Source organism: Paraburkholderia podalyriae, from assembly GCF_014397785.1.
Lineage (GTDB): Bacteria > Pseudomonadota > Gammaproteobacteria > Burkholderiales > Burkholderiaceae > Paraburkholderia > Paraburkholderia podalyriae.
The window spans coordinates 363,544-386,160 of sequence record NZ_VZQQ01000002.1; the positions used below are offsets into that span (position 1 = coordinate 363,544).

The 22,617-nt window shown below is 60.2% G+C and carries 27 protein-coding genes and 5 pseudogenes; 18 read left to right on the plus strand and 14 right to left on the minus strand.

What is annotated here, in order from left to right; translation table 11 throughout:
* Positions 1 to 2: 2 nt before the first annotated feature.
* From F6X42_RS03750 to F6X42_RS03760, 3 genes are read left to right on the plus strand one after another with little or no spacing between them, the layout of a single operon-like run.
* The gene (locus F6X42_RS03750; protein ID WP_187632915.1) at positions 3 to 497 is read left to right on the plus strand and encodes a Na+/H+ antiporter subunit E; all 495 of its coding nucleotides are present in this window, start codon (positions 3 to 5) and stop codon (positions 495 to 497) included.
* A complete protein-coding gene (locus tag F6X42_RS03755; RefSeq protein WP_187632916.1) occupies positions 491 to 766 on the plus strand; it encodes a K+/H+ antiporter subunit F in 276 nt (91 codons plus the stop codon). Before F6X42_RS03750 ends, F6X42_RS03755 begins: the two co-directional genes overlap by 7 nt.
* Before the next feature lie 14 nt (positions 767 to 780).
* Complete coding sequence (locus F6X42_RS03760; RefSeq protein ID WP_187632917.1) at positions 781 to 1,167, plus strand: Na+/H+ antiporter subunit G; 387 nt, start codon at positions 781 to 783, stop codon at positions 1,165 to 1,167.
* Positions 1,168 to 1,303: 136 nt separating this feature from the next.
* On the opposite strand, the gene F6X42_RS03765 is transcribed toward F6X42_RS03760, so the two are convergent.
* From F6X42_RS03765 to F6X42_RS43785, 5 genes and pseudogenes are all read right to left on the minus strand, one after another.
* A complete protein-coding gene (locus tag F6X42_RS03765) occupies positions 1,304 to 1,744 on the minus strand; it encodes a DUF4279 domain-containing protein (protein WP_187632918.1) in 441 nt (146 codons plus the stop codon).
* Positions 1,734 to 2,512, minus strand: a pseudogene (locus F6X42_RS46375) (hypothetical protein). The gene F6X42_RS03765 and the pseudogene F6X42_RS46375 overlap by 11 nt, the downstream one beginning before the upstream one ends.
* A 55-nt stretch (positions 2,513 to 2,567) precedes the next feature.
* Positions 2,568 to 2,876, minus strand: coding sequence for a hypothetical protein (locus F6X42_RS03775; RefSeq protein WP_187632956.1), 309 nt, complete (start codon positions 2,874 to 2,876; stop codon positions 2,568 to 2,570).
* The gene (locus F6X42_RS03780; protein ID WP_246529932.1) at positions 2,873 to 3,358 is read right to left on the minus strand and encodes a hypothetical protein; all 486 of its coding nucleotides are present in this window, start codon (positions 3,356 to 3,358) and stop codon (positions 2,873 to 2,875) included. Before F6X42_RS03780 ends, F6X42_RS03775 begins: the two co-directional genes overlap by 4 nt.
* Before the next feature lie 25 nt (positions 3,359 to 3,383).
* The gene (locus F6X42_RS43785) at positions 3,384 to 4,151 is read right to left on the minus strand and encodes a class I SAM-dependent rRNA methyltransferase (RefSeq protein ID WP_246529933.1); all 768 of its coding nucleotides are present in this window, start codon (positions 4,149 to 4,151) and stop codon (positions 3,384 to 3,386) included.
* Between the two features lie 384 nt (positions 4,152 to 4,535).
* Between F6X42_RS43785 and F6X42_RS45540 the strand changes: the two genes are divergently transcribed.
* The 7 genes from F6X42_RS45540 to F6X42_RS03815 all read left to right on the plus strand — a co-directional run bounded on the left by F6X42_RS45540 (position 4,536) and on the right by F6X42_RS03815 (position 9,620).
* Entirely contained in the window at positions 4,536 to 4,958 is a 423-nt protein-coding gene (locus tag F6X42_RS45540) for an Arm DNA-binding domain-containing protein (protein ID WP_312892432.1), read from the plus strand.
* Positions 4,874 to 5,788 (plus strand): tyrosine-type recombinase/integrase, encoded by a 915-nt coding sequence (locus F6X42_RS03790; protein ID WP_376776314.1) that lies wholly within the window; start codon positions 4,874 to 4,876, stop codon positions 5,786 to 5,788. Before F6X42_RS45540 ends, F6X42_RS03790 begins: the two co-directional genes overlap by 85 nt.
* 98 nt (positions 5,789 to 5,886) lie before the next feature.
* Positions 5,887 to 6,687, plus strand: a complete 801-nt coding sequence (locus F6X42_RS03795; RefSeq protein ID WP_187632920.1) for a hypothetical protein — start codon at positions 5,887 to 5,889, stop codon at positions 6,685 to 6,687.
* A gap of 113 nt (positions 6,688 to 6,800) precedes the next feature.
* Positions 6,801 to 7,016 carry a helix-turn-helix transcriptional regulator gene (locus tag F6X42_RS03800; RefSeq protein ID WP_187632921.1) on the plus strand — a complete coding sequence of 72 codons (216 nt, stop codon included), beginning with the start codon at positions 6,801 to 6,803 and terminating at the stop codon, positions 7,014 to 7,016.
* Complete coding sequence (locus F6X42_RS03805) at positions 7,013 to 7,237, plus strand: hypothetical protein (protein ID WP_187632922.1); 225 nt, start codon at positions 7,013 to 7,015, stop codon at positions 7,235 to 7,237. Before F6X42_RS03800 ends, F6X42_RS03805 begins: the two co-directional genes overlap by 4 nt.
* Positions 7,234 to 7,464, plus strand: a complete 231-nt coding sequence (locus F6X42_RS03810) for a hypothetical protein (protein ID WP_187632923.1) — start codon at positions 7,234 to 7,236, stop codon at positions 7,462 to 7,464. The genes F6X42_RS03805 and F6X42_RS03810 overlap by 4 nt, the downstream gene beginning before the upstream one ends.
* An 83-nt stretch (positions 7,465 to 7,547) precedes the next feature.
* Complete coding sequence (locus F6X42_RS03815; RefSeq protein ID WP_187632924.1) at positions 7,548 to 9,620, plus strand: AAA family ATPase; 2,073 nt, start codon at positions 7,548 to 7,550, stop codon at positions 9,618 to 9,620.
* Between the two features lie 756 nt (positions 9,621 to 10,376).
* Here F6X42_RS03815 and F6X42_RS03820 read toward each other — a convergent pair.
* Positions 10,377 to 11,009 (minus strand): annotated as a pseudogene (locus F6X42_RS03820) (IS110 family RNA-guided transposase); the annotation flags it as partial.
* 278 nt (positions 11,010 to 11,287) lie between these two features.
* Between F6X42_RS03820 and F6X42_RS45815 the strand changes: the two are divergent.
* The gene (locus F6X42_RS45815) at positions 11,288 to 11,515 is read left to right on the plus strand and encodes a TonB family protein (protein WP_376776315.1); all 228 of its coding nucleotides are present in this window, start codon (positions 11,288 to 11,290) and stop codon (positions 11,513 to 11,515) included.
* 50 nt (positions 11,516 to 11,565) lie between these two features.
* Positions 11,566 to 11,658, plus strand: a pseudogene (locus tag F6X42_RS46380) (ATP-binding protein); the annotation flags it as partial.
* Between the two features lie 46 nt (positions 11,659 to 11,704).
* Here the strand turns inward: F6X42_RS46380 and F6X42_RS43790 are convergent.
* Positions 11,705 to 12,379 carry a recombinase zinc ribbon domain-containing protein gene (locus F6X42_RS43790; protein WP_246529935.1) on the minus strand — a complete coding sequence of 225 codons (675 nt, stop codon included), beginning with the start codon at positions 12,377 to 12,379 and terminating at the stop codon, positions 11,705 to 11,707.
* Between the two features lie 735 nt (positions 12,380 to 13,114).
* On the opposite strand from F6X42_RS43790, the gene F6X42_RS45820 reads away from it, so the two are divergent.
* The 4 genes and pseudogenes from F6X42_RS45820 to F6X42_RS43795 all read left to right on the plus strand — a co-directional run.
* Positions 13,115 to 13,384, plus strand: a complete 270-nt coding sequence (locus F6X42_RS45820) for an SCO family protein (protein WP_376776316.1) — start codon at positions 13,115 to 13,117, stop codon at positions 13,382 to 13,384.
* A gap of 251 nt (positions 13,385 to 13,635) precedes the next feature.
* Positions 13,636 to 14,193 carry an RICIN domain-containing protein gene (locus tag F6X42_RS45545; RefSeq protein WP_312892443.1) on the plus strand — a complete coding sequence of 186 codons (558 nt, stop codon included), beginning with the start codon at positions 13,636 to 13,638 and terminating at the stop codon, positions 14,191 to 14,193.
* A complete protein-coding gene (locus F6X42_RS03840) occupies positions 14,082 to 15,521 on the plus strand; it encodes a galactose oxidase early set domain-containing protein (protein ID WP_312892444.1) in 1,440 nt (479 codons plus the stop codon). The genes F6X42_RS45545 and F6X42_RS03840 overlap by 112 nt, the downstream gene beginning before the upstream one ends.
* Positions 15,522 to 15,635: 114 nt before the next feature.
* Positions 15,636 to 16,567, plus strand: a pseudogene (locus tag F6X42_RS43795) (IS3 family transposase); the annotation flags it as partial.
* Between the two features lie 17 nt (positions 16,568 to 16,584).
* On the opposite strand, the gene F6X42_RS03855 reads toward F6X42_RS43795, so the two are convergent.
* On the minus strand, positions 16,585 to 17,925 hold the full coding sequence (locus tag F6X42_RS03855) for a recombinase family protein (RefSeq protein ID WP_187632928.1): 1,341 nt from the start codon (positions 17,923 to 17,925) through the stop codon (positions 16,585 to 16,587).
* Here F6X42_RS03855 and F6X42_RS03860 point away from each other — a divergent pair.
* Positions 17,915 to 18,193: a hypothetical protein gene (locus F6X42_RS03860; protein ID WP_187632929.1), complete on the plus strand. Its 279-nt coding sequence runs from the start codon at positions 17,915 to 17,917 to the stop codon at positions 18,191 to 18,193. The two genes, F6X42_RS03855 and F6X42_RS03860, sit on opposite strands and share 11 nt — an antisense overlap.
* Positions 18,194 to 18,316: 123 nt before the next feature.
* Here F6X42_RS03860 and F6X42_RS03865 read toward each other — a convergent pair whose 3' ends face one another.
* From F6X42_RS03865 to F6X42_RS03885, 6 genes are all read right to left on the minus strand, one after another.
* The gene (locus tag F6X42_RS03865) at positions 18,317 to 19,873 is read right to left on the minus strand and encodes a recombinase family protein (protein ID WP_222945466.1); all 1,557 of its coding nucleotides are present in this window, start codon (positions 19,871 to 19,873) and stop codon (positions 18,317 to 18,319) included.
* Entirely contained in the window at positions 19,848 to 20,237 is a 390-nt protein-coding gene (locus F6X42_RS43405) for a recombinase family protein (protein WP_222945467.1), read from the minus strand. Before F6X42_RS43405 ends, F6X42_RS03865 begins: the two co-directional genes overlap by 26 nt.
* A gap of 372 nt (positions 20,238 to 20,609) precedes the next feature.
* Complete coding sequence (locus tag F6X42_RS03870; protein ID WP_246529936.1) at positions 20,610 to 21,008, minus strand: recombinase family protein; 399 nt, start codon at positions 21,006 to 21,008, stop codon at positions 20,610 to 20,612.
* The gene (locus tag F6X42_RS03875; RefSeq protein WP_187632930.1) at positions 21,005 to 21,298 is read right to left on the minus strand and encodes a hypothetical protein; all 294 of its coding nucleotides are present in this window, start codon (positions 21,296 to 21,298) and stop codon (positions 21,005 to 21,007) included. The genes F6X42_RS03870 and F6X42_RS03875 overlap by 4 nt, the downstream gene beginning before the upstream one ends.
* 11 nt (positions 21,299 to 21,309) lie before the next feature.
* Positions 21,310 to 21,771: a helix-turn-helix domain-containing protein gene (locus F6X42_RS03880; RefSeq protein WP_187632931.1), complete on the minus strand. Its 462-nt coding sequence runs from the start codon at positions 21,769 to 21,771 to the stop codon at positions 21,310 to 21,312.
* Positions 21,772 to 21,962: 191 nt separating this feature from the next.
* Positions 21,963 to 22,250, minus strand: coding sequence for a DUF5372 family protein (locus tag F6X42_RS03885; protein ID WP_187632932.1), 288 nt, complete (start codon positions 22,248 to 22,250; stop codon positions 21,963 to 21,965).
* A gap of 23 nt (positions 22,251 to 22,273) precedes the next feature.
* Between F6X42_RS03885 and F6X42_RS43800 the strand changes: the two are divergent.
* Positions 22,274 to 22,492, plus strand: a pseudogene (locus F6X42_RS43800) (hypothetical protein); the annotation flags it as partial.
* Between the last annotated feature and the right edge of the window lie 125 nt (positions 22,493 to 22,617).

The window sequence follows — 22,617 nt, forward strand, 5'->3', positions numbered from 1 at the left end:
CGATGTTGAAAAGGCTCTTCCCCCACCCTTGGCTCACCGTCGTGCTGATCATGTGCTGGGTGCTGTTGATGAACGACGTTTCGCCGGGCAATCTGCTGCTCGGCACCGTGCTCGGCGGCGTGATCTCTTTTAGCGTCGCCGAAGGCTTGTGGCTGCGGCCGGTGCGCGTGGGTCGGCCGTGGCTGCTCGCGCGTCTCGCCTGGCATGTGTTCATCGACATCATCGTGGCCAACCTCGAGGTCGCGCTGCTCGTGCTCGGCCCGACGAAACGGCTGCGTCCCGCGTTCATCGAAGTGCCGCTCGACAGCACCCACGAGATCGCGCTCACGATACTGATCAGCGTGGTCTCGCTGAGCCCCGGCACACTGTGTGCCGAACTCAGCGACGACCGCACTCGCCTCGCCGTTCACGTGCTCGATCTCGACGACGAAGCAGCGCTCATCGCGCTCATCAAGTCCCGTTATGAAGCCCCTTTGATGGAGATCTTCGCATGCTAGCCATCGTGCTTCCGATCTCGCTCGCGATCCTCGGCATCGCGTTTCTGCTCACGCTTTGGCGCCTCGTGCGCGGTCCGTCGCTGCCCGATCGCATCGTCGCGCTCGACACGCTCAACATCAATGCGATCGCATTGATCGTCGTGTATGGCATCAGCCTGCGCTCGACTGTCCTCTTCGAGGTGGCGCTGCTGATCGCGGTGATGGGTTTCGTGGGCACGGTCGCGCTGACCAAGTACTTGCAGCGCGGCGACATCATCGAACTCAACTAGCGCGAGGCCTGCCGATGCAAACCGTTATCGAAGCGATCGTATGTGTGCTGTTGCTCGTCGGCAGTCTGTTTACGCTGGTCGGGGCGGTCGGGCTCGCACGGCTGCCTGACTTCTTTATGCGGCTGCACGGGCCGACTAAATCGACCACACTGGGGGTTGGCGGCATCGTGCTTGCATCGGTGGTGTATTTCAGCGCGCACGACAATTTTGCGAGTCTGCACGAGTTGCTGATTCCGGCGTTTTTGTTTCTTACGGCGCCGATTAGCGCTCATATGCTGGCGAAAGCTGGGATTCAGCAGCAGGTGCCGTTGTCTGGGGCGACGCGGGGGATGCCGCCTGTTACGGGGGCTTGTGCGGAGCGGGGGGATACGGGGGAACCGGTGGAGAGGGGTGAAGGGTAGCGCTACGGGCATGTTTGCGGCATAGAGGGTTAATTCAGAAATGGGACCCACAACACTCGCGCTGTGCCATACAGGCTCGCACAAAAGAGCCGACTCGCGAGGGTCGGCCTCTGCGTCTAGGCGGACTCACGACACGCTATCGGTACTCGTCTATCTCGACCGTGCCGCCCATCGCCTCCATCATGGCGCGGATATCGTCGGACACATCTGGCACGCGATCGCCTGTATCGTTCATCCAATAGCACCACAGCGCCAACTTTGCCTCTTGCGCCTGGATCAAACCGCGCAGTTCGGCGCGCGGCAAGCCAAGACGGCTCTTCAGATACAGCAAGTGGGGCGCTAGCTCATCGCTGCGTATTGCATCCTTGCTCTCGACAGCCCACATGCCGAATTTGCCGGGGCGGGAGCTCAGCTTTCCAGATGGCAGCTCAAAGGACTGCCCTTTGGCGATCTGCCTATCTGGCTCCACGCCGAAATACTCGGTCCAGAATCCAGGTGACACGGAATCGCCGGAGATTATGAGCGTCGCATGAGCGCGTGCGTGCGGTGTACCAGTAGGGCATTCGTTATGGCGCATAGTCGTGAATATTGTCGTCAAGGATTCGGCCACGGTGTTCGACGCTCCCGTCGTCGTGAAAGATCACGTTGTCGGCTGGGCCGAGTCCGTTGGCCGGTTTGAATATATGGAGCATGTCGCTGAACGTGTTTTTATCGTAGCCAAGCATCTTCGCGGCATAGCGCGGGTTGTTCGTGCTCGCGGCGAGTTCAACGACATCCCCGCTCAACGCATCAGGCACATACTCGAACGGCTGCGCATCGCCAAGCACCACTAATGCGCCCCTATCGCCAGTCCTGGTCGCGCGCGCAGCGTTCAACCGGGCTTGCCAGCTGGCCGGATCATACTGGACGGACAGAATGGGTTCGCGGTCCGGGTGACTGCCGGTCCTCCCTACGGGATTCATTAACGGCGTGCTGCTGTACGGTGACGGAAACAGGTCATTACGCGGACCTTTAACGGCAAGCAGTTTGCCCCGGCGAACCTCTTCGAGAAGAGCGACGATGACCCACCAGCCATCGGTGTCAGGGTTCCGGTCCCGTGCATCATGAAAAAACAGCCAGTGACTGCCAATGAGATTCCTGACCAGCTTCCGGTCCTCCTCCCACTTCCTGCGATTCAGTGCGCCGATAGCAAGAAATTCCCGGGTCTCCGCCTTGGCCCTCTGAAGGTCTGCGGCCTTGCCGAGGCACGCTTTATAGTGCCATTCGTCGCAGATGACATAACAGGCACCCGTGGCCGCTGGCAGGACAGCTCCACGGAGTGCATCTCAAATACGGACAGGGACATAGGTGTGTCGATGATCTATCTGAAGTCGCTGCCGGGGTTGACAGCAGTCAGATAATTACCGTGCGACAGGCAGTCCGTACATGGGCGACAGCCCAAAATCTCCACGGCTTTCGGCGGCAAACGCGCGAGTATGTGCCCGACGATGGGCCCAGAAAAACAAAAACCGTGCTGCGCCGAAACGACGTGCGAACTCGTCGTCAAGCTTGAAATCGAATTCTTCCAGCAATACGGGAATATCCAGTTTGCCCTCACACAACGGACGTATCGCCGCTTCGGCGACAGCATTGCACACCAGCATCTTTTGCTCGGTATCGTAGTGAACGATGATCGAACTGGGGTGCGAGAGTCGGCTTTTACTTTTCAATCGAACGACTCCGGGGCGACGTCCCCACCTTTAATCACAAGATGCGCCGCGTCAACGCCTGGGGCGAAAAATCGCCAGTCTTCGGCTCCTTCGATTCCATCCGGGGTAACGACGAGGCGAAATCCGCGCGACAGCGAAACGATCATGCCCGCGTCATCACTTACTGACACGCTATCCACAGTACATGGTCCGCGCTCTACCAGCAGTCCTCGAAGGTGATCCGCAGTCGCGTATGCCCTTTCGTCGGACCCGCTGAGATCTTCTTGAGTTGCCACAACTTGAGCCGCTTCCTCTAGCCTCCAAGGGCATTGGATATGGAGTGCCCATTCGCCGACATGCTTGATAACGCCGCGAAAGTTGGTGACAGGGCGCAGATCGCCAAACCCCAAAGTCAGCATATCGGCAGCACGATTCACGCTGCTCAATTGGAGGCCCTGAAGCGCCGATAAGCGACGCCCGATTTCTTTCTGTGTATCAGTCATCGAAAATTCTCCTGTTCTGACCTTGTTAATCACCACAGGTTGAACATATCTTTCGCGCGCTCCATGATTTCATGAAACCCGAGCCCTTGACCGGTAATCTCGTCGTGAAGCTGCCGGGATTGACGGGCGTTAGCCGCAAGATTTGAGCGATGTCATCGGTTTGTTTGTTCTGTGCCTGATTGTTGCGAGGTGTTCCCTGACTACCAGCGATCTGCACGGCGTCTACATCAGGCATGTCAGGCCGATACTCGAATGGCTGCGCATCGCCAAGCAGCGTTGATGCGCCCCTATCGCCAGTCCTGGTCGCGCGCGCAGCGTTCAACCGGGCTTGCCAGCTGGCCGGATCATACTGGACGGACAGAATGGGTTCGCGGTCCGGGTGACTGCCGGTCCTCACTACGGGATTCCTCAACGGCGTGCTGCTGTACGGTGACGGAAACAGGCCATTACGCGGACCTTTAACGGCAAGCAGTTTGCCCCGGCGAACCTCTTCGAGAAGAGCGACAATGACCCACCAGCCATCGGTGTCAGGGTTCCGGTCCCGTACATCATGAAAAAACAGCCAGTGACTGCCAATGAGATTCCTGACCAGCTTCCGGTCCTCCTCCCACTTCCTGCGATTCAGTGCGGCGATAGCAAGAAATTCCCGGGTCTCCGCCCTGGCCCTCTGAAGGTCTGCGGCCTTGCCGAGGCACGCTTTATAGTGCCATTCGTCGCAGATGACATAACAGGCGCCCGGTGGCCGCTCGCAGAACAGCTCCACGGAGTGCATTTCAAATACGGACAGGGACATAGGTGTGTCGATGGTCTATCTGAAGTCGCTGCCGGGGTTGGCAGCAGTCAGATAATTACCGTGCGACAGGCAGTCCGTACATGGGCGACAGCCCAAAATCTCCACGGCTCTCGATGGGCCGATTGATGGGCCAATTGATGGGCCCAAAAAACAAAAACCCCACAAGTCACTGAACTTGCAGGGTTTTGATGTTTCGTTCCTGGCGGAGAGAGGGTCCGCCTGATCCCCTGTCTCACACTGTCATCCTTCATCGTAATCAGTCGATATTTTTCATTATATATCAATTACTTACCGTTTAGTCGCGTCGCTGGATGATCGGTCCCCATTGCATTTCATCGGCCCCAATCGTAAACTTTATGGAGGGTACTTTGGGGGGTAGATTCAATGCCGAAGATTGCGAAGGAGCTAGGTGCGCTGGCCGTGTCCCGACTGACGCAGCCCGGGCGGCACATGGTCGGCGGCGTGCCGGGCCTGGCGTTACAGGTGACGCCGAGTGGCGCGCGTTCGTGGATCCTGCGCGTGATGGTCGGCAGCAGGCGGCGCGAGATCGGGCTTGGCGCATATCCGGCCGTCTCGCTGAAGGCTGCCCGGGAACACGCCAGCGCCAAACGCGACGAGATCGCTACCGGCGTTGACCCGGTGCTCGCGCGCAAGAAAAAAACAGCCAGCTACGGGCCAGTCAGGCGCGTGAAATCACCTTTGAAGACGCCGCGAAGCGCTTCATCGAGGCGAAGTCGGCCGAATGGAGCAATCCGAAGCATACCAGCCAGTGGCGCAACACGCTTGCAGAGTACGCCTACCCGTTGATCGGCAGGCTTCAGGTCGCGCATGTCGGCCGCGAGCATGTGCTCGCCGTGCTCGAACCCATCTGGACGACGAAGACGGAAACCGCGTCGCGGCTGCGCGGCCGGATCGAGAACGTGCTCGACTGGTCACGCGTCAAGGGCTATCGCGAAGGCGAGAATCCCGCGACGTGGCGCGGCAATCTCGACAAGCTGCTGGCCGCACCCAGCAAGACGAAGCGGGTTCGCAACCATCCGGCGATGGCCATCGACGAAATGGGTGCCTTCATGGTGTCGCTGCGCGGCACGCTGACGACGGCCGCACGCTGTCTGGAGTTTGCCATCCTGACGGCCGCCCGCTCGGGCGAGGCCCGCGGCGCAATGTGGACCGAGATGGACCTCGACAAGGCGGTCTGGCGCATTCCGGGCGAACGCATGAAGGCAAAGAAAGAACATCGCGTGCCGCTGTCCGATGCGGCCGTCGCGCTGCTTCGGGCGCTGCCGCGACCGGATGATGACCATGCCCTCGTCTTCCCCAGCCCGACCGGCAGGACGCTGTCCGACATGACGCTGCTGGCGATCCTGCGCCGCGCCCGACTGGAAGCCACGCCGCACGGCTTCCGTTCCACCTTCCGTGACTGGGCAGGCGAGCGCACGGACTATCCGCGCGAACTGGCCGAAGTCGCACTGGCGCACGTGAAGGGTGACGAGTCCGAAGCGGCGTACTGGCGCGGTGACGTGCTGGAGCGGCGGCGGTGCCTGATGAACGACTGGGCTGCCTTCATCGCAACACCTGTGACCCAGGGTGCCGTGATTCCCCTCCACCGGCGGGCCGCTGCGTCGCACGCAGGCTGATCCTTTCCGCCGCTCCCTCATGCGACGTGCCGATAGCCGGCACCGTCACCGACGTGGGAGCGGCACCTATTTTTGACGATTCACGCAAAGAACACGCAATGAAAGACCTGTTACCGGAGTTGCTGAACGGATCGACCCTCAAGGAAGTGGCTGCAAGCATCGCCGAACGGAAGGCGCGCCTCCACGCCGTCAACTGGGGCAAGTGGCCGCATCTGCCCGAGCTGCCCCTATGGCGGCTGGTCGCACAATCACTCGGGATCGAGCCGTCCGCGCTGTCGCCGACGGAGCATATTGATGAACACGACGCCATTGCACTGGCAGGTCAGCCCTTCAGGGACCGGCTGGAAGTCGCCATGGCGAATCTCGCAGGCCCGTATGAGGATGATCGCGGACCACTCCCGGACGTTGGCGCGCTCATGGTCGTCCGGCCGGGTAGTCATAAGAGAGAGAATGCCTGGGTTTCAACCAGCGCGTTCCGCGCGTGGGCCGTGGCAATTGGCTGGACGCTGCCTGCCGGGTTCGCGCCGCAGAAAAATATCGAACCGGGCACGCACGCGAGCACCGCCGACCGCCTGGCCGTCATCGCCGCGATGCTCGACACGATCAGGGCGACACGCGGCATCTCCCAAAGCAGAGTCATTGTGGAAATCGAGGAGGCCGACCTTGCAAAAGGTCTGGGCAAGGCGACGCTCGAAAAAGTGTTCGCCGCGGCCAACCGGGGCGAAGCCGAGGAAAAGCTGTCGGATGCATGCCAGCGTTGCGTCAGGGCACTGTTCTCCGTGCTCGAGTTCAATGACCCGGCCGGGCCGGCAGATCGGGCAAAGGTCATCGCCGCGGTCACCGGGCGATGTCCCGGCCTCTCGTCACAACGGGTTTCGGAGGTTCTCGCGGCACCCTAAATGAGAGTAGGGTGCAATTGGGGTAGTTTTAGGGTGGCTTAGGGTGCGGGGCAGCGGCCGGCTCGATACGCTTCTCCCTGCCCGTCAATTCCGACGGGTACTGGAGAAAATCGATGGCTCACAAGACTGACCTGAAAGAGTTTGACGAGTTGCCGAACGCGGCCGCCGTCGACGTGCGCACTGTGGCCGGGCTGTGTCAGTGCAACGTCGCGACCGTGTGGGAACGTTCGAAGCGCGGCGCACTCCCCGCCCCGCGCAAGATCGGCGGCTCGACCCGCTGGAATGTGGGTGAGCTGCGCGCTGTTCTGCTTGGCGGAGGCGCAGCATGATGGACCGTTTTGCCAATCCTGCCCACGCCGACCATTTCACCCAGAACATCGCGTCTCATGCAAACGCCGTTTCGCTCGCCCAGTCCGGAGCCCGCGTTCGTTCTGCAGAGATTCCCGCAGAGACCGGCGCCTGCTGCCGCCTTCAGCCGGTGGAGTCGCCGAACGGTCGTCTCATGAGTGCCGCCGATTCCATCGAACGCCTGGCGGGAGGTGCGGCATGAGCGTCTCCTATGAAGATCTCATGAGGCAGGCCGCGATGACTGCCGAGTTGTACCTGTTCTCCGCTCTTCATGCGGTCGAGGAAGCGCGTGCTCGAGGATATAAGATCAGCGACACCAATTCTGTTGCTCTGGTGACGGCTTTCATGAAGGCTGCCGCGAGCGATTATGCGGTTCACGCCCGCATTAAGTTCGAGGAAGAACACCCCGGTCTCTTTGCTCGCCTGTAGCACCCTGCACGAAGGCTAAAAGAAAGCCCCGGTATCCGCCATATCAGACGCCGGGGCATTAAGCATTCCTAAGAGATAAAACGATGATAGCAAACCAACTTCCAGAAATCCATCCGCAGCGCCTCCTGTCGTCGGTCTATGGCCAGGGAAACCTTGGTGTTATCCGCCCCGTGAAACCGATCAGCTTCGAGGCGCTGAAGCAGTTCGTCTCGATGCCGAAGCAGAGCCCCATGTCGCACACCGACTTCATGGCGCTGAGTAATAAGGAGCGCGGAGAAGCGAAGAAACGCGACCCGTTCGTCGTGTTCGGCGCTTTCGATGGAAACCAGCGCAACCACGCGTCCTTCAAGCGCCGCTCGGCGTTGACGCTCGATTTTGACAAGGGAACTGCAGACCTCTTCGCCGCACTGGTCCGCGGCGATACGCTCGCGCCTTTCGATTACCTATGGCATACCACACGCTCTCACACGCCTGAAGCGCCGCGCCTGCGGATCATCATTCCCAGTATTCGTGACATGTCGCGCGAGGAGCACCGTACGGTGGCTCTGGCGATCGCGACGTTTTTTCGCGCGACGCTCGACCCTGGTTCGCTGGAGGCCGAACGCGCCATGTATTGCCCCATACAGAATCAGGGAGCCGAGTACAGGTTTGGCGTGTCCTTGGGCGGCGGATACCTGAATCCCGATTCTTATCTGGCGATTGCACCTTGCGAAACTGCGAAGCCGGTTACTGCCGAGGCTTGCAACGACGTCGATTTCAGTCTGCTCGAGGCAAAGCAGTCCGATCCGCGCTGGACCCTGGGGCGCGTCAAAGACGAGCTGCTGTCGCGGCTCGATCCGAACGCCGATGAATGGAATCGTGCCCGTTGGCTGAAGCTCGGTATGATCCTGCATCACCAGTTCGACGGCTCCGACGAGGGGCTTGAACTGTGGGATACCTGGTCAGCGAAAGACGAACGCGTGACGGCTGACGGCGAACTGATGTATCAGCCGGGCCTGTGCGAAAGGGAGTGGGAAAGCTTCGGCCGCACTACGAATGTGGCGACGATCGGCACGCTCGTCATGTGGGTGAACGAAGTGCGGGCAACGGATACCGGGCAGCTCCGAGAGGCCGGCATCACTCCCACGACTGCGCGCTTTCCGCTGCGCTCCGCTGACGAGCTGGCGAACGCGCCTCCCATGAAGTGGCTGGTGCGCGCGGTGCTGCCTCTCGAAGGCCTGGCTGCGCTGTTCGGCCCCAGCGGCAGCGGGAAATCCTTTCTGGTACTCGACATTGCTGCCGCCGTCGCGGGTGGCAATCCGGAGTGGTTCGGTCACCGGGTACTTCAGTGTCCGGTGACCTACTGCGCACTGGAAGGCGAAGCTGGCATGGGCAAGCGCGTCAAGGCGTGGGCGAAGCACCACGACAAGCCGTTGCCTGACGGCCTGCGCTTCATGACCGCGCCTTTCGACCTGCTCGACGGCGCGGGCGTAGCCGAGCTTGCCCGCTCCATCGCAAGCGCGGGTGGCGCTGGCGGGATGGTTGTGCTCGACACGCTGAACCGCGCTGCGCCTGGCGCCGACGAGAACTCGTCCGTGGACATGGGCAACATGATCACCGCCGCCAAGCGCCTGCAGAACCTGCTCGGCGGCCTGGTCCTGCTGGTTCATCATACGGGCAAGGATGCCACGAAGGGATTGCGCGGGCATTCGAGTCTGCATGCCGCGCTCGATGGCGCCATCGAGGTGAATGCGACCGAGAGCCGTCGCGAATGGGTCGTGGCCAAATCCAAGGACGATGAAACCGGCGCTGCTCACCGGTTCAAGCTGCTCGTCGTGGATCTCGGAAACGATGACTGCGGCGAGCCGGTCACGAGCTGCGTGATCGCACCGGATGAATCGATCCAGCCCGTGAAGGGGACGAAGCTGCCGACTGGCGGAAATCAGAAAATCGCGTTCGATGCCGTGACCGGGGCGCTGCGCAACTCTTTCGAGAGCGGGCAAGATGGCGCGCCAAAAGACCGTGCGTGTATCCCCCTCGATGAGGCCGTCGCGCTCGTGACCGAGCGGATGCTGTGCGACCAGAAACATAAAAAGCAGCGCGCGATCGAAGCCTTGAACGGTCTTGTGGCGAAAAATATCTTTGGCGTGAAAAGCAACTCGCTGTGGCGCGCCTGATTTACCCGCAAAGCGCCCTATTGGAACAACAGGTGCGCCGGTCCGGTTTGCCCGGTTTCGCCCGCTTCCTATAGCTGGAGCGGGCGAAACCGGACCGTGCTAACTTGCCCGGAAAGACCGGAACCGGGAAAAACGGGCAAAACCGGGCCCGTTGCTCAACGCTCGCGCTTCGACATCAGCAGCGCCACTTCTCCATGGCAATTGGCCGTCGTGCTATGAGTCACGACGTCAGAGGGCTGATCACGAAACACAACCTTGAGCCTTGAAAATGACCGGGATTCACATCGATTTTCGCCCCCCGGCACACACGTTTTAGGCCTACTCGCGGGTCCTATCAAATAGTGCACACCAACAGGGACAAAATTTTTTTGAGAACTTTGAATCCTCGATTCGGCTGTTCAGGGGGACGCGCAGAACGCAACGGCCGATATCGGCGGCATTTTTTCAGGCCGTCGCAAACCTCATGTCGTTCATGTTGGCTCGATTGCGACCGGCCGCGACCCACATGGGACGTTCATCCTTCGCACCAACGGACGTCGCGGAAAAGGTGCGTTGGAGTGGAATGTCGCTAAATTCAACGCCCATGTGGATCCGGCTTTCCCTCAAGTCAGTCGCGTTCCTTTCCCATCTTCGATATTTTGCGCTGTCACAATGTCTTGGCGCAGACGCTCCTTCAAACGCTCAAGTTCTCCTGACAGATTGTGATCGTCGGGAGTTGCATACGGGTATTCGAACATCGCACCCTTTTCGCCGCTTTTAGGGACTAGAGCAACCCGGACCGTATGATCCTTTACCTCTAGCATAAATCGCATGTTGCGAAATTCGGAGCCACGCCGCCAGCTCGCGACCGTTACAGAATGCAGTTGCGTTGCCGACTGCTGCCACCAGGGCGCTTGCGGTGATCGGGCCAACGCCGGGAATCGTCTCGAGGCGCCGGCAGTCCTGGTTGCGGCGATTGAATTCGGCAATGTGTCTGTCAAGTCGTGCGACCTCGTCGTCCAGACTGCGCAATCTTGCGGCAAGATCAACCAACAACTGGCGCATCAGACCATCCACGCGTTCTTCCTCGGACAGCACCATTGGCAATGCTCTGCGCAATCGCCCCAAGCCCGCCGGTATCACGACTCCACACTCAGCGAGGAAGCTTCTGATCTGGTTGGCCTGTGCGGTACGCGCCTTGATCAGGCCTTGCCGTACACGGTGCAGCGCAAGCATTGCCTGCTGATCTTGGGTTTTGACGGGCACAAATCGCATCGAGGGGCGTGTCACGGCTTCGGCAATCGCCTCGGCGTCAGCGGCGTCATTCTTATTGGTCTTGACGTAGGCCTTTACGTATTGCGGTGCCATCAGGCGTACCGTGTGGCCGAGCTTCTGGATTTCGCGCGCCCAGTAGTGCGCGGCGCAGACGCCTGCGGAGGACCGTCCTGCCGGAGTGGTTCAGTGGTGTAACTGGAAGACGTTTTTGGCCAGATCTAGCCCGATAGTCGCGATGTCCATGATGAAGGCTCCTCACTGAAATGCAGCGCCAGACTTCAGTTTGGCACCAGTTCAGGGGCCACGGGAAAGTGGCGCCTCCATGCCATCATCTCGGCCACTTGCCGACGTTCGCTCATCCGACGAAACCGTCACTCGAATGGCCGGTTCGCTCGGATCGCCGTCACGGCCCTATGCCGCCAGGGAAGGGCTCCGCACTAAAGTTCTGGCACCATAGCCAAAATATTGCGAAAGTCCGCGTCCATTGTGAGCCGTCTGGCGGACTTATCGCTGCCGATCTCGCTGAATCCAGCGGGGATCCGACAGTGGATGACGCAGCATTTCGGGCGGTTCGAGCGTCTGATCCAATGCCTGTCCATCTGAATGGCAAGGCACCGCGTTCCTTTGCTATATCGCTGTGACCGACGGAAAAGTGAGTGCACGCCGAGACGAGACGGCCAGCCGGCATCAGACAGTCCTCGACCGGCTCATGCATCATTGCTACCTGCCCGAGTTCGACGGGCGCAGCTACCGCATCAAGGGACGAGCTCGTTATTTAGCGCGCTTTCGTTTTTCGTGCAGGGGTTTCGACGGCCTCGCTTTAACCATTGTCACTGGGATCTTTGAGAAACGACAATCTGCCGCGTTATCGAAAATGATGCGAGTAGAACTCCGTCGTTCCCGTAGCGACGCTCTGCCAGCGCGACCTCATATTCGGCGCGTTCGACGAGCATATGCCACTGACGCATGATGCCGTGATCGCGTTGCTCAAGTTCGTTCAGCGCGGTCACCGCAAGTTTCAACTCGGCTGGCCGCAGCGCGGTGAATCCAGCCTCGCCGATTGCGTTGTTAAGCAGGTCGCTGCTCATGCTCAGGCAATCGGTGGTCGCCAAACCCTCGCGGCGGCGAGCACTACACAAGCACAACGGATAAAGGCCGCCGTTACCTTGGTAGCGAACGGTGAGCGCCCGACCACAGCAGCCGCATATCAGCAGCGTTTCGTATAAGGCCAGTCCGATAGTGTGAAAGTCAGCACTCCGAACCTTCGGTTCAAGGCATTCATTAATCGCAGACTCGCGGCCAACTACACCACGCTGTTTTGCGAAGACACCGCGAAGTCTGCAATGAGCGACTTCACCGATTAAGTGTTTAAGTGGTTTACCGCACAGAGGCTTGCCATATCGATCCACCATACTCGCTATCGTAAACCGGTGACGCGTCAACGCATAGCGCGAACTCGCTGCTAAATCATTTTGACCGCACGGAAAAACAGGTTGCTCTGTCATCAATGCCTCACCCTATGTGTGAATAGGTGGTGGGGCGCATACAGCGGATGCATTGAACACTCAAATCGACAGCAGTATAGGTGGAGTCTGCCAGAACATTCGTACTACGAATGGAATTATAGGTCGCAGCCTATTGGCTATGACAATGGCAAGTGGTTTGCGGCGAAAAGTTTAATTGAGACTACTTCGTACGAGCGGTTTGATCGAGAAATACGGATTTCTCTGGATCTTGCCGCGTTCATTTGCGTCCGAAGTCCTCTCAAATGCAACTAAATTACCGGCGCGGGCGTTTTAATGACGTGTTGGAGGGCACGTTGCCTGACAACATACCGCTCAACGAGCGGGCCGCGAGGATAGTCGTGCGGATTCATGCTGCAGACCGTTGTGTATTGAACGATCTCCACCGCCATCGCGGCGCTGAAGTCGGGCGACCACATTGTCATAACGGCGGGCACTTATCGTGAGACTCTGCGATTCCCTATGCTCGCCGGTCTCTATGATTGACTTTACTACGCATTTCGGTGGTATATGGAAATGAGATGGACCCGGCGTGCATGGCTTCAGGGTATTTCCGCAAGCATCGTCGCTGTCGCGTCTCGCGACATATACGCACACGGCGGCATCGGCGCGGTGAATCCACCGCTGCGCATTCCAGACACTTGGGTCGTCGACGAGGGCGGCCAAAGGCGGCTCCTGCGGGACGTCCTGTGTGGCAGCGTTTCAGCAGTGCAGACAATGTTCACTGGGTGCAGTTCGGTTTGTCCGCTGCAGGGCGCGCTATTTTCTGCCGTGCAGCAAGGAATACCGCGACTAGGCTCGCAATATCCACTTCGATTGATATCACTCAGCATTGATCCGCTCGCCGATTCACCGGGCGCACTGCGCGCGTGGCTCAAGCGATTTGACGCCGGCCCGGCCCGGCACGCCGTGAGACCGCGCATTGGCGACGTAGAGGAGATCAGGGGCGGCCCTCGCCGGCCGAGCGCTGTCCCCAGGCCTGGATAGCCATTCCACGTAAGTCTATTTCTTCGGCAAGGCTGCACAACTACGCTGGCGGAGCACCTCCTTGCCGCTGGCCGATGAAGTCCCGTACGTTCTGGAACACCTAGCCCAAGCTTGACTGCTTGGTCCCCGAGCAAGACAGCACCAAACAACAACCCACCACTGCCATGACTCATACTTGCCAACGATACGCTGGATGTAAGATGACACGCCTGCTTGGATGGATTGGCGCCGCTTGCATGGCCATAACCATGATGCTGTCCGGGCCGGCGGCGGCACAGTCCAACGCCGCAGTCAGCACGCTGCGCCCCAGCGGAACGACGCTGTGTACCGATGTCACAGGAATTTCGCAGTCAGACGGAGCGGCAGTGATTGTCTGGACGTGCAATGGCCAAGCCAACCAAAGTTGGCAGCTCCAACCGGTCGGCACCGCGTATCAGCTCATTGCTCAGCACAGCGGCAAATGCCTGGACATCACGGGAATTAGCTTTGACGCGGGCGCCCCGGCGATTCAGTGGGCCTGCAACGGGCAACCGAACCAGCAGTTCACGCTGCGCCAGCAAGGTACGGGCTATGCGATCGTGGCGGCGCACAGCAGCAAGTGTCTCGTCGCTCAGGGGGGGGGAATCCGCAGGCAGGCCAGCAAGTCGTGCAGATGCCATGCGACGGCAGCGCGAGCCAGACCTGGGAAATCGATGGCCTGCACACCCCGCCTCCGCAGGCCGTCACCTTGCCGTCAAGCTGGACGGCGCCGCAAGCACTTCCGATCGTGCCGGTCGCGGCAGCCAACTTGCCCAACGGCAAGGTACTGACGTGGTCCTCCTGGGACCCCCTCAATTTCGGCGGCGACGGTGGCCAGACCTATACCGTTATTTTTGACCCTGCCACGGGAAATTCCTCTGAAATGCTTGTAAGCAACACCGGCCACGACATGTTCTGTCCTGGCATTGCGAATCTTCCCGACGGCCGGATTTTCGTCAATGGTGGTTCCAGCGATACCAAGACTAGTATCTTCGATCCCGCCACGCTCTCGTGGTCCGCCGGCCCGCTGATGAACATTGGCCGCGGATACAATGGCAGCGTCACGCTGACCAATGGCGGCGTATTTACCCTGGGCGGGTCGTGGGACGTCAACAAGGGTAACAAGAATGGCGAAACCTGGCTCCCAGGTACTGGCTGGCAACTCAACTCTGCAGTGTTTGCCACCGAAATCCTCACCGCTGATGGTGCCGGCATTTACCGCGCGGATAACCATGCCTGGATGTTTGCCGTGTCCAATGGCCGTGTATTTCACGCAGGTCCAAGCAAAAGCATGCACTGGATCGACACGGCCGGCAGCGGCAGTATTACCTGGGCCGGCGAGCGCGGCGGGGACGCCGATGCAATGAACGGCAACGCAGTCATGTACGATATCGGCAAGATCCTCACCATAGGCGGCGCGCCGAGTTACGATAGCACTTGGGCAAGTGCGAACGCCAATCTCATTGATATCAACGGTGGCACGGCCAAGGTGCGCCAGGTCGCCGCGATGGCCTATGCACGGGCTTTCCATAACAGTGTGGTGCTGCCGAACGGCCAAGTTGTGGTGATCGGCGGCCAGACCTACCCGAGGCCGTTCTCCGATGACCAAGCCGTGCTCACCGCTGAGCTTTGGGATCCGGCCACAGAGACATTTCAGCTGCTGGCGCCGATGGCCACGCCGCGAACTTACCACAGCGTGGCCCTGCTGCTGCCCGACGGACGTGTGCTGAGCGGCGGTGGCGGCCTCTGCGGCACCTGCTCGACCAACCATCCGAGTGTCGAGATCCTGACGCCGCCCTATCTGCTGAATCCGGACGGCTCGGCGGCAACGCGACCCGTCATCGTCTCCGCACCGTCGGAGGTCAGCCTCGGTACTTCCATCGCCGTCACCACCAATGGGCCCGTGACCAACTTCTCGCTCCTCCGCATGGCATCGGCAACGCACTCGCTGGACAACGAGCAGCGCCGGGTCCCGGTGAAGTTCACCACCGGTACGGCGGGCGAATACCTGATCAATATCCCGTCCGATCCGGGCATCGTCGTCCCCGGCTATTACATGCTGTTTGCTCTCAATAACAAGGGCGTGCCCAGCGTCGCAAAGACGTTGCGCATTTACTGAGGATGGCGGCGATGTGCGGACGTGATCAGAGGTGGCCGGGCGAATTCGGACAGCGGGATAGGTGGAACGCCCGGGGCTTGAGCCAGCGAAAATGCAGGCAAAGGAACCGAGGACATGACGAAGAGAACCCGACGCAAGCACTCAGCGGCGTTCAAGGCGAAAGTGGCGCTGCCGGCAGTCAAAGGCGAGCGCACGCTGGCCGAACTGGCGCAGCAGTTCGATGTGCACCCGAACCAGATCACGGAATGGAAACGGCAGCTGCAGGAGCGTGCGGCCGACGTGTCTGGAACGGCGGGCGTGGTATCGAACGAGCCGCCGGTAGACGTGAAGACCCTACACGCCAGGATCGGCCAGCTTTCTCTGGAAAATGATTTTTCAAGCGGCGCGCTCAACAAGGCGGGATTGCTGGGCGCAAAGCGATGGTTGACCGTGGCCATCAGTTACCGGTGTCGCAACAGGCAAAGCTCGTCGGCATTGCCAGATCGAGTGCGTACTATCGGCCGCGGCAGGTCAGCGAGGCTGACCAGAACTTGATGCGCCGGATCGACGGGCTGCACCTGGAGTTTGCGTTCGCCGGAGCGCGAATGCTGGTCCGGCTGTTGCGCCGGGAAGACCATGGGGTGGGTCGCCGTCGCGTGCGCACGCTCATGAAGCGTATGGGTGTGAAAGCGCTTTACTGCAAGCCCAACACGAGCCGACGCAACGCGCAGCACAAGATCTGGCCGTACCTGTTGCGCGGCATGAAGATCGAGCGCGCCAATCAGGTCTTCGCACCCGACACAACGTACATTCCCATGGCGCGTGGCTTCGTCTATCTGACGGCGGTAGTAGATTGGGCGAGTCGCAAGGTTCTTGCACACCGGGTGGCCATGACGCCGGAGGCAATACATGCCGTGGAGGCGCTGGAAGAAGCATTCGCCCGCTACGGGCTGCCAGACATCGTGAACACCGATCAGGCTAGCCAGTTCACGGCGGCCGCGTTCACCGATGCCGTACCTGAGCGCGGCGTGCGGCTGTCGATGGACGGCAAAGGCGCCTGGCGCGACAAGGCTTGCGCTTCACACTACACCTCCTCGCGGCGATCAGAAACGACGTCTGGGTGGCGACGCCGGCAGGACAGCTTGACGCCCATCGCCTTTCTGGGCGCGTTATTGCCCGGTGGGTCGTACAGGCACTCGTTCTTGTCGCTGTAGGCGTGACCGCGGATGAGTCCGCGACGGTTCCATATCTTTACGCTCGTCGGCGTGACGTGTAGGGCGTCGGCCATCTCCTGCAGCGTCAGGAGACCCGCTTCGCGCAACCGGTCATAGCGTGGCTTCAGACAGTAGTTGCGCTGCAGGCGCGCGACCATTTTTGCATTGAAGGGCCTACCCGTGCCCGACGGCGCTCCATGTTCGTTCAGTATATTCGCGATCTGCAGGACAGTATGGTGATTGAGCAATGCATCAATCTCCTCGATCACCGCAACGGGGGTGATCCATCGTTGCCACGATTTCAGCGGCAACGGCAGCCTGAGGGTCCGGTGAGCGCCGCCCTTGAAGCGGATGTGCGCGGTAACCTGCTGGTCGCGGTTCAGGGTGACGTCTTCCAGAAGCAGCCTCATCATGCGTTTGCGTTCCCGGTCGGGCGTGGCGGGATCGCGCCATAGCCTGGGGAAGTTGGACGCCAGCGAGACGATGACGGCGCGCTGCTCGTCCGTGAGAATGCGCGCGTCCTGTTCGCGGCGACGCCGATAGTCCTCGTTAGCCTCAGTCAGCGCTCGAAGCTTATGGTTCCAGTCCGCTTCGAGTGAGTCTGCAACCAGCCGGTTCTCGGGGTCAACGCGCATGTAGCGACGCTGCGCCAGATCGGCTTCATACTGGGCACGCTCCACCTGCTTGTGACGCAGACGGTCGGCTTCTTCGATGCGGGACTGGAGTTCGCGCTGAACCGCCAGGCTTACCTCAATGGCAAGCGGATTGAGCGCTTCGACGAGCAGTTCGCCAATGGCCTCATCGATGGCCGCGCCGTGGATGCGTTGGCAGACCGGTTCGGCCTGTTCGATGCCTTCGCGCTGGCAGATGTACTCGGGACACAAGCCGCCCTGGCGGCTGTGATAACGGACCGTCATGCGGTTCCCGCATCGACCACAGACCACGAGCCCCTGAAGAAGTGCTGGACCCTCACGCGGCGCGCCACGGCGCCGGTCGGCTCCGATCACCTGTGCGCTCTCATGCAAACGCTTCTGGTTCTGCTCGTACTCTTCCCAGGACAGATAACCGGCATGGGCACCCGGGATCAGCGTATCCCACTGGTCTCGCGGGGCGCGAATCACGCGCGTGCGTCCATCGACTGTCCTGCGCGTATGAGTGCGACCGTAGACGAACGCGCCGGCATACCTCGGGTTGTGCAGAATGCGCACCACCTGGCTGTGGCCGAGACTGCCCGAGACTGCCCCACAGCAGTTCGCCTTTGTGTGGACCTTTGCAGCAGCGTCGCGGAAACGCCAGCTCGAGGTGATGCGCAGCGCGTGCGGTGGCCATCGCCGATCCAGTACCGCGGAAGGTATCGAACAGCCACCTCAGACAGTGCTGGACCTGCTGGTCCGGATCGAGAACGACCGTGCCTGCGGCGTTATACACGAAGCCGACGGGCAGGCGCATCTGCAACTCACCGCGCCTTGCCTTGCTTAGGATTCCTCCTTGCAGTCGTGCGCGCAGCACATGCAATTCGGCCTCGCTCATGGTGCCCTTCAGCCCCAGTAACAGCCGGTCGTTGAAATGGGCAGGATCGTACGATCGGTCATGTTGATGCCCTCATCTGTTCGCTCGCGGGGCGATGACGAGATGGTCTCGCACGCCCGATTTGAGTTCCTGGAGTGCAGCGATGCTTTCCGCGGTATCCGGGAACAGGAACCGTTTGTCATGCGGGTCACGCTGCACATTGATGACGCCGGTGTGGATGCGGCGCTTGACCCAGGAGGTCGAGACCTGCAGACATTGCGCCACCCTGGCAATGGTCAGCCATCCGACGATATGGCGCTCACGGATTGATCTGGCGTCGTGCAGCACACGATGTCGCTGCCGGATGAGCTGTACGGTCCGTGCCGGGACATGGCTGCATCGGGCCGAGTGATGCCCCTCCTGGGTCAGGATCCCGGCGATCGTGACGTCGTCGATGCCCTGCCGGGCAAGTTCAAGCACTCGGGCTTCCATCTCGGCGCCCCGCGTGAGCGCCCGCGCCGCATGCACACGCGGCTCGACCGCCAGTTGGGAGATCTCGCCACCTCGCCAGACGACACGGATTGCGATCCGGTCGCGCGTTACCCGGTGCAGAATCACCTTATCAATCAGGCAACGTAGCAGAGCCTTCTTGTTCTCCCGGCTTACTCCGGGTCGCTGCCAGATTTCCGGTAGCCGGGCACCGAGTGCAAGAAAGTCATTTTGCTCTTCAGCACCGAGCGCCTCCGGTTTGCATGCCTCAGCCTGACGACGGGCAAGCGCATCCTCCGCCTGTCGCAGTTCGCGCAGCGCCGTTTCCCACCGCCGCTCAAGCTCGGCAGCAATCAGACGGTTATCCGGATCGACGCGATTGTATTGGCGCTCGGCCAGAAGCGCCTGATAGCGTAGCCGTTCGACCTGCTGCGCCTCTGCCCGAGTGGCGGCGTCACGGGTCTGCTGTCTTGCATCGCGAGCACGCGTCCAGGCCTCCAGTTCAGCCGGTCCGATTGCCGCGAGGAAGGCCTCCACGACCCGCACATCGATCAGGTCAGCAGGCAGGTGCTGGCACAACGAGCCGCCCTGGCTGCGCAGCAGATAGTTACAGACGTAGCTGTTGGCATTCTTGTACTGCACCGCCATCTTGTGACCGCATTGCCCGCACCAGACGATGCCCTGGAGCACGGCTGCACCTTCGCGGGGTACCCCGCGCGTCTGGTTTCGCTGATATTCCGCATGGTTATCGCGCAGCATGGCCTGGACCTGTTCGAAACGTTCCCAGTCGAGGTAGACAGGATAACGGTCTTTCACGACGATTTTCCATTCTGACATAGGACAGCGTTCTGTCCTCAGCTTGCCGTTTGGATAAGTCGAATGGCAGGACCGGGTTCGACCATAGACGAAAGCGCCCGCGTAGGCAGGATTCTTCAGAATCGCCATGAGCATACCGGCCGTTGGTGCACGCCAAACGACGTCGCCAAACCGGTCGCGCCGCGGCAAGGTCAGTGCGTGGTCCCGGAAGCGGCGCATCACTTTACCCACCGACCCAAGATCCAGAAACGTCGTAAAGATCAGGGATACCCGATCCTGCACCTCCTGATTCGGATCTTTATGTACTATGCCGTTGGTGTCACGCTCGAGTATCGTATATGCCATCGCGATCGCCGATAAGACATTGGCGAAATCCGCACAGATCCAGCAGGGGATACCAGTCCGTGCAGTTACGTGCAAGCCGGGTTACTTCGTAGGAAAGAATGATGCCGACCTCGCCCAGGGTCACGCGGGCGATCACATCCTTGAAGCCCTCGCGATGCGAGAGCGTCGAGCCACTCAAGCCAAGATCAACGTCGACCACCTCGATATTCGCATCATCCCAGCCCAGATCGCTTGCGCGCTGGCGCAGCGCATACTGCAATCGCAGGCTTTCCTGATTGGTCACTACCTGATTCGCAGTGGATTGACGGATATAGATCATTGCCTTACGGCACAGATGTCGGTCCGTTACAAGTTCCGATGTCATGACTTGTTCCTCGTGGCATCAACCGGATTTTGCGAATCGTGACTCTCTTCTATTATCAAGTACTCCTTATTTAAAGAGAAGTCGGACACCTGATTTTTTGACGATCCGAATTCTCTGGCCACGCGAACCAGTTCACGGATGCTATCGGCCGATAGCTTGCTCGATGGCAGACATGGAGGCGCCGGGTGGAGGGATGTCGCGACCAACGGAATCTTTAAGAGGGTGTCGCCGCGATAAACGACGGTGACTTGGCCAGATGCACCGACCGTGCTTGCTCGTGCCACTACAGCAAAGGTGCGGCCATACAGCGGATGGGCGGGATCAGTGACAGTTACCTGTTCCGGCCGCCCAGTTGGTAGCCGAACAGGGGTATCAAGATGTGTGCTCGTATACGCCATCCTCATCAAGGATCAAGGTGTCGGTGATCGCGCAGATCTCGAGTAACCGGTGCCAGTCCGTGGAGTTGCGCGCCAAACGCGATACTTCCAGCCCAAGCACGATGCCGGCATGACCCACGCCGACTTCGGCGACCAGGCGCTGGAAGCCTTCCCGGTCCGCCGACGAAGCGCCCGACTGGCCGAGGTCGCTATCGATCACAATAATGCGGTCCTCGGACCACCCCAGGACGACGGCCCGTTGGCGCAGTGCGTATTGGCGCTTGGTGCTCTCGGTGTTCTCGAACACCTGGCGCAATGTGGATTGCCGGATATACAGATAGGCGTTGCGCTTCAGATGACTCGCCTGGACCTTCTGGTGAGGATCGCTCTTCATGCTGTTGCCTCCTGACGCCCATATAGAAGCATTGAAGCCAGAATCATCGTCGCCTCCTGATGCAGCTTGAAGGGGACGATCTCTGCCTCACCCGGCGGCGGCTGCCGCCGTACAACCGTGGTCGCGCACTGCGCCCATGCCTGCATCCACGCTCTCATGCCGCTGCGCATTAACAGCACGAGGCCTTGGCCGCGAGGAATCTCGCACGGCAGTCCAAGTCCCTGTTGTCTCAGATCTTCATAACGCCAGATCAGTCCGTCATTGCACAGCGCACGGTCCGGCAATGACACAGACGGTTTCGTTACGGTTTTTTTTGGCGCAGAAACTGCCGTTCGATACTGCGCGGATGAACCTGTACGCCGAAGTTCTGGTGCACCAGGCTGGCCAGTCGCTCCGCTCGCACAGCCGGCTCGGCAACCCGCGCCCGATTCAAAAACTCCATCACCGCCGGTGTCAGTTTGTGGCCGCTGTGCGGGCCCGTCTTGTGGGGGATCAAACCGGCCAGACCCGCGCCTTCGAAGGCCGCCTGGGCCTGATAGAACGACGGCCGCGAGAAGCCGAACGCCCTGGCGGCTTCGCTGATGGACCACTTGTCGATGTGCACCGCGCGCAGCATCTCGTACTTGACCTGCAGCAGATCGTGCGGGTCGAAGAAGTCGCCGTCGCGAAACAGCGGATGAGTCACGGCATCGGGGCGCGGATTGAGGCTCGCCTGTTCCCGCAGCGCGCGGTGCTTATCCTCTTTGCGTCGATCTGTCGACATGCACGAACTCCAAGAAAGGCGGGCAAGCTGTTGTAAATATAATTATGTACCATAATTCTAAATATACAAGGTCAATTTCTTGAGCGCCCCCGATAAAACCAAGCCATCGATGGATTAAACGCTGAAACAATGGATCACCATACAAGGCGACGTGAGGCGTAATTGAATTTACACATTCGACGTATTTGGCTTTACACGTGCTTGCGCTGCCATGACTCCAGCGTCGCGATCAAACGCCCCAGTTCAAGCAGTTCTTCCACACGAAACAAGGCGCGTCCGGCGGCGACCACGTTGAATGGGTCCTCGCCGACGACGCTCGTCCAGCTGGCGGGCAGCGCCCGCAGTCGGCCATTTGCGTCGTGAAACCAAACCCTGTCCTCATGCCAGTTCTGGGCGTGAAGGACGAGTTCGAATTCTTGCAAATGAAGGGGATGGTACGGATGAGTTACCTGAAAACGTCGGCTTTCAACGTCACTCACGGGCGCAGTTGTCTGCGAACTCCAACGTGTTCGTCGAGCGCGTCTGGCGCAGCACCAAGTACGAAGAAGTGTACCTGAGGGCCTACGAGTCGGTCAGCCACGCCCGGCGCTCCATTGGCGACTACATCGAGCTATACAAGCCGTCAACACAACGCCCATATCGGCGAATCAAAGGAGGTTCTCTACCGCTGGCACCCGTGGTACGGGCACACGGTATGGATTTTCACCACGATAGAGAGTAAGAACGCCGAGTCAGTGCTGCGCTGTGGGCGAGAGCCGTTCGACACGGCGGGCTTGCTGGAGGTGCCGCAATGGATGTTCGATCCCGTTGCCTGCTGTCGCATTACCTCGGCAACGTCTCCCGCCG

Excerpts from the sequence above, each read along its gene's own strand:
- F6X42_RS03880 (WP_187632931.1), bottom strand. The coding sequence starts at position 21,771 with ATGTCGACAGATCGACGCAAAGAGGATAAGCACCGCGCGCTGCGGGAA.
- F6X42_RS43785 (WP_246529933.1), bottom strand. The coding sequence starts at position 4,151 with ATGTCCCTGTCCGTATTTGAAATGCACTCCGTGGAGCTGTTCTGCGAG.
- F6X42_RS03865 (WP_222945466.1), bottom strand. The coding sequence starts at position 19,873 with ATGGCATATACGATACTCGAGCGTGACACCAACGGCATAGTACATAAA.
- F6X42_RS45815 (WP_376776315.1), top strand. The coding sequence starts at position 11,288 with ATGCCGCCAGGGAAGGGCTCCGCACTAAAGTTCTGGCACCATAGCCAA.
- F6X42_RS45820 (WP_376776316.1), top strand. The coding sequence starts at position 13,115 with ATGTTCACTGGGTGCAGTTCGGTTTGTCCGCTGCAGGGCGCGCTATTT.
- F6X42_RS03750 (WP_187632915.1), top strand. The coding sequence starts at position 3 with ATGTTGAAAAGGCTCTTCCCCCACCCTTGGCTCACCGTCGTGCTGATC.
- F6X42_RS43405 (WP_222945467.1), bottom strand. The coding sequence starts at position 20,237 with ATGACATCGGAACTTGTAACGGACCGACATCTGTGCCGTAAGGCAATG.
- F6X42_RS03760 (WP_187632917.1), top strand. The coding sequence starts at position 781 with ATGCAAACCGTTATCGAAGCGATCGTATGTGTGCTGTTGCTCGTCGGC.
- F6X42_RS03765 (WP_187632918.1), bottom strand. The coding sequence starts at position 1,744 with ATGCGCCATAACGAATGCCCTACTGGTACACCGCACGCACGCGCTCAT.
- F6X42_RS03815 (WP_187632924.1), top strand. The coding sequence starts at position 7,548 with ATGATAGCAAACCAACTTCCAGAAATCCATCCGCAGCGCCTCCTGTCG.
- F6X42_RS45540 (WP_312892432.1), top strand. The coding sequence starts at position 4,536 with ATGCCGAAGATTGCGAAGGAGCTAGGTGCGCTGGCCGTGTCCCGACTG.
- F6X42_RS03870 (WP_246529936.1), bottom strand. The coding sequence starts at position 21,008 with ATGAAGAGCGATCCTCACCAGAAGGTCCAGGCGAGTCATCTGAAGCGC.
- F6X42_RS43790 (WP_246529935.1), bottom strand. The coding sequence starts at position 12,379 with ATGACAGAGCAACCTGTTTTTCCGTGCGGTCAAAATGATTTAGCAGCG.
- F6X42_RS03795 (WP_187632920.1), top strand. The coding sequence starts at position 5,887 with ATGAAAGACCTGTTACCGGAGTTGCTGAACGGATCGACCCTCAAGGAA.
- F6X42_RS45545 (WP_312892443.1), top strand. The coding sequence starts at position 13,636 with ATGCTGTCCGGGCCGGCGGCGGCACAGTCCAACGCCGCAGTCAGCACG.
- F6X42_RS03805 (WP_187632922.1), top strand. The coding sequence starts at position 7,013 with ATGATGGACCGTTTTGCCAATCCTGCCCACGCCGACCATTTCACCCAG.
- F6X42_RS03800 (WP_187632921.1), top strand. The coding sequence starts at position 6,801 with ATGGCTCACAAGACTGACCTGAAAGAGTTTGACGAGTTGCCGAACGCG.
- F6X42_RS03860 (WP_187632929.1), top strand. The coding sequence starts at position 17,915 with ATGCGCACCACCTGGCTGTGGCCGAGACTGCCCGAGACTGCCCCACAG.
- F6X42_RS03780 (WP_246529932.1), bottom strand. The coding sequence starts at position 3,358 with ATGACTGATACACAGAAAGAAATCGGGCGTCGCTTATCGGCGCTTCAG.
- F6X42_RS03755 (WP_187632916.1), top strand. The coding sequence starts at position 491 with ATGCTAGCCATCGTGCTTCCGATCTCGCTCGCGATCCTCGGCATCGCG.
- F6X42_RS03810 (WP_187632923.1), top strand. The coding sequence starts at position 7,234 with ATGAGCGTCTCCTATGAAGATCTCATGAGGCAGGCCGCGATGACTGCC.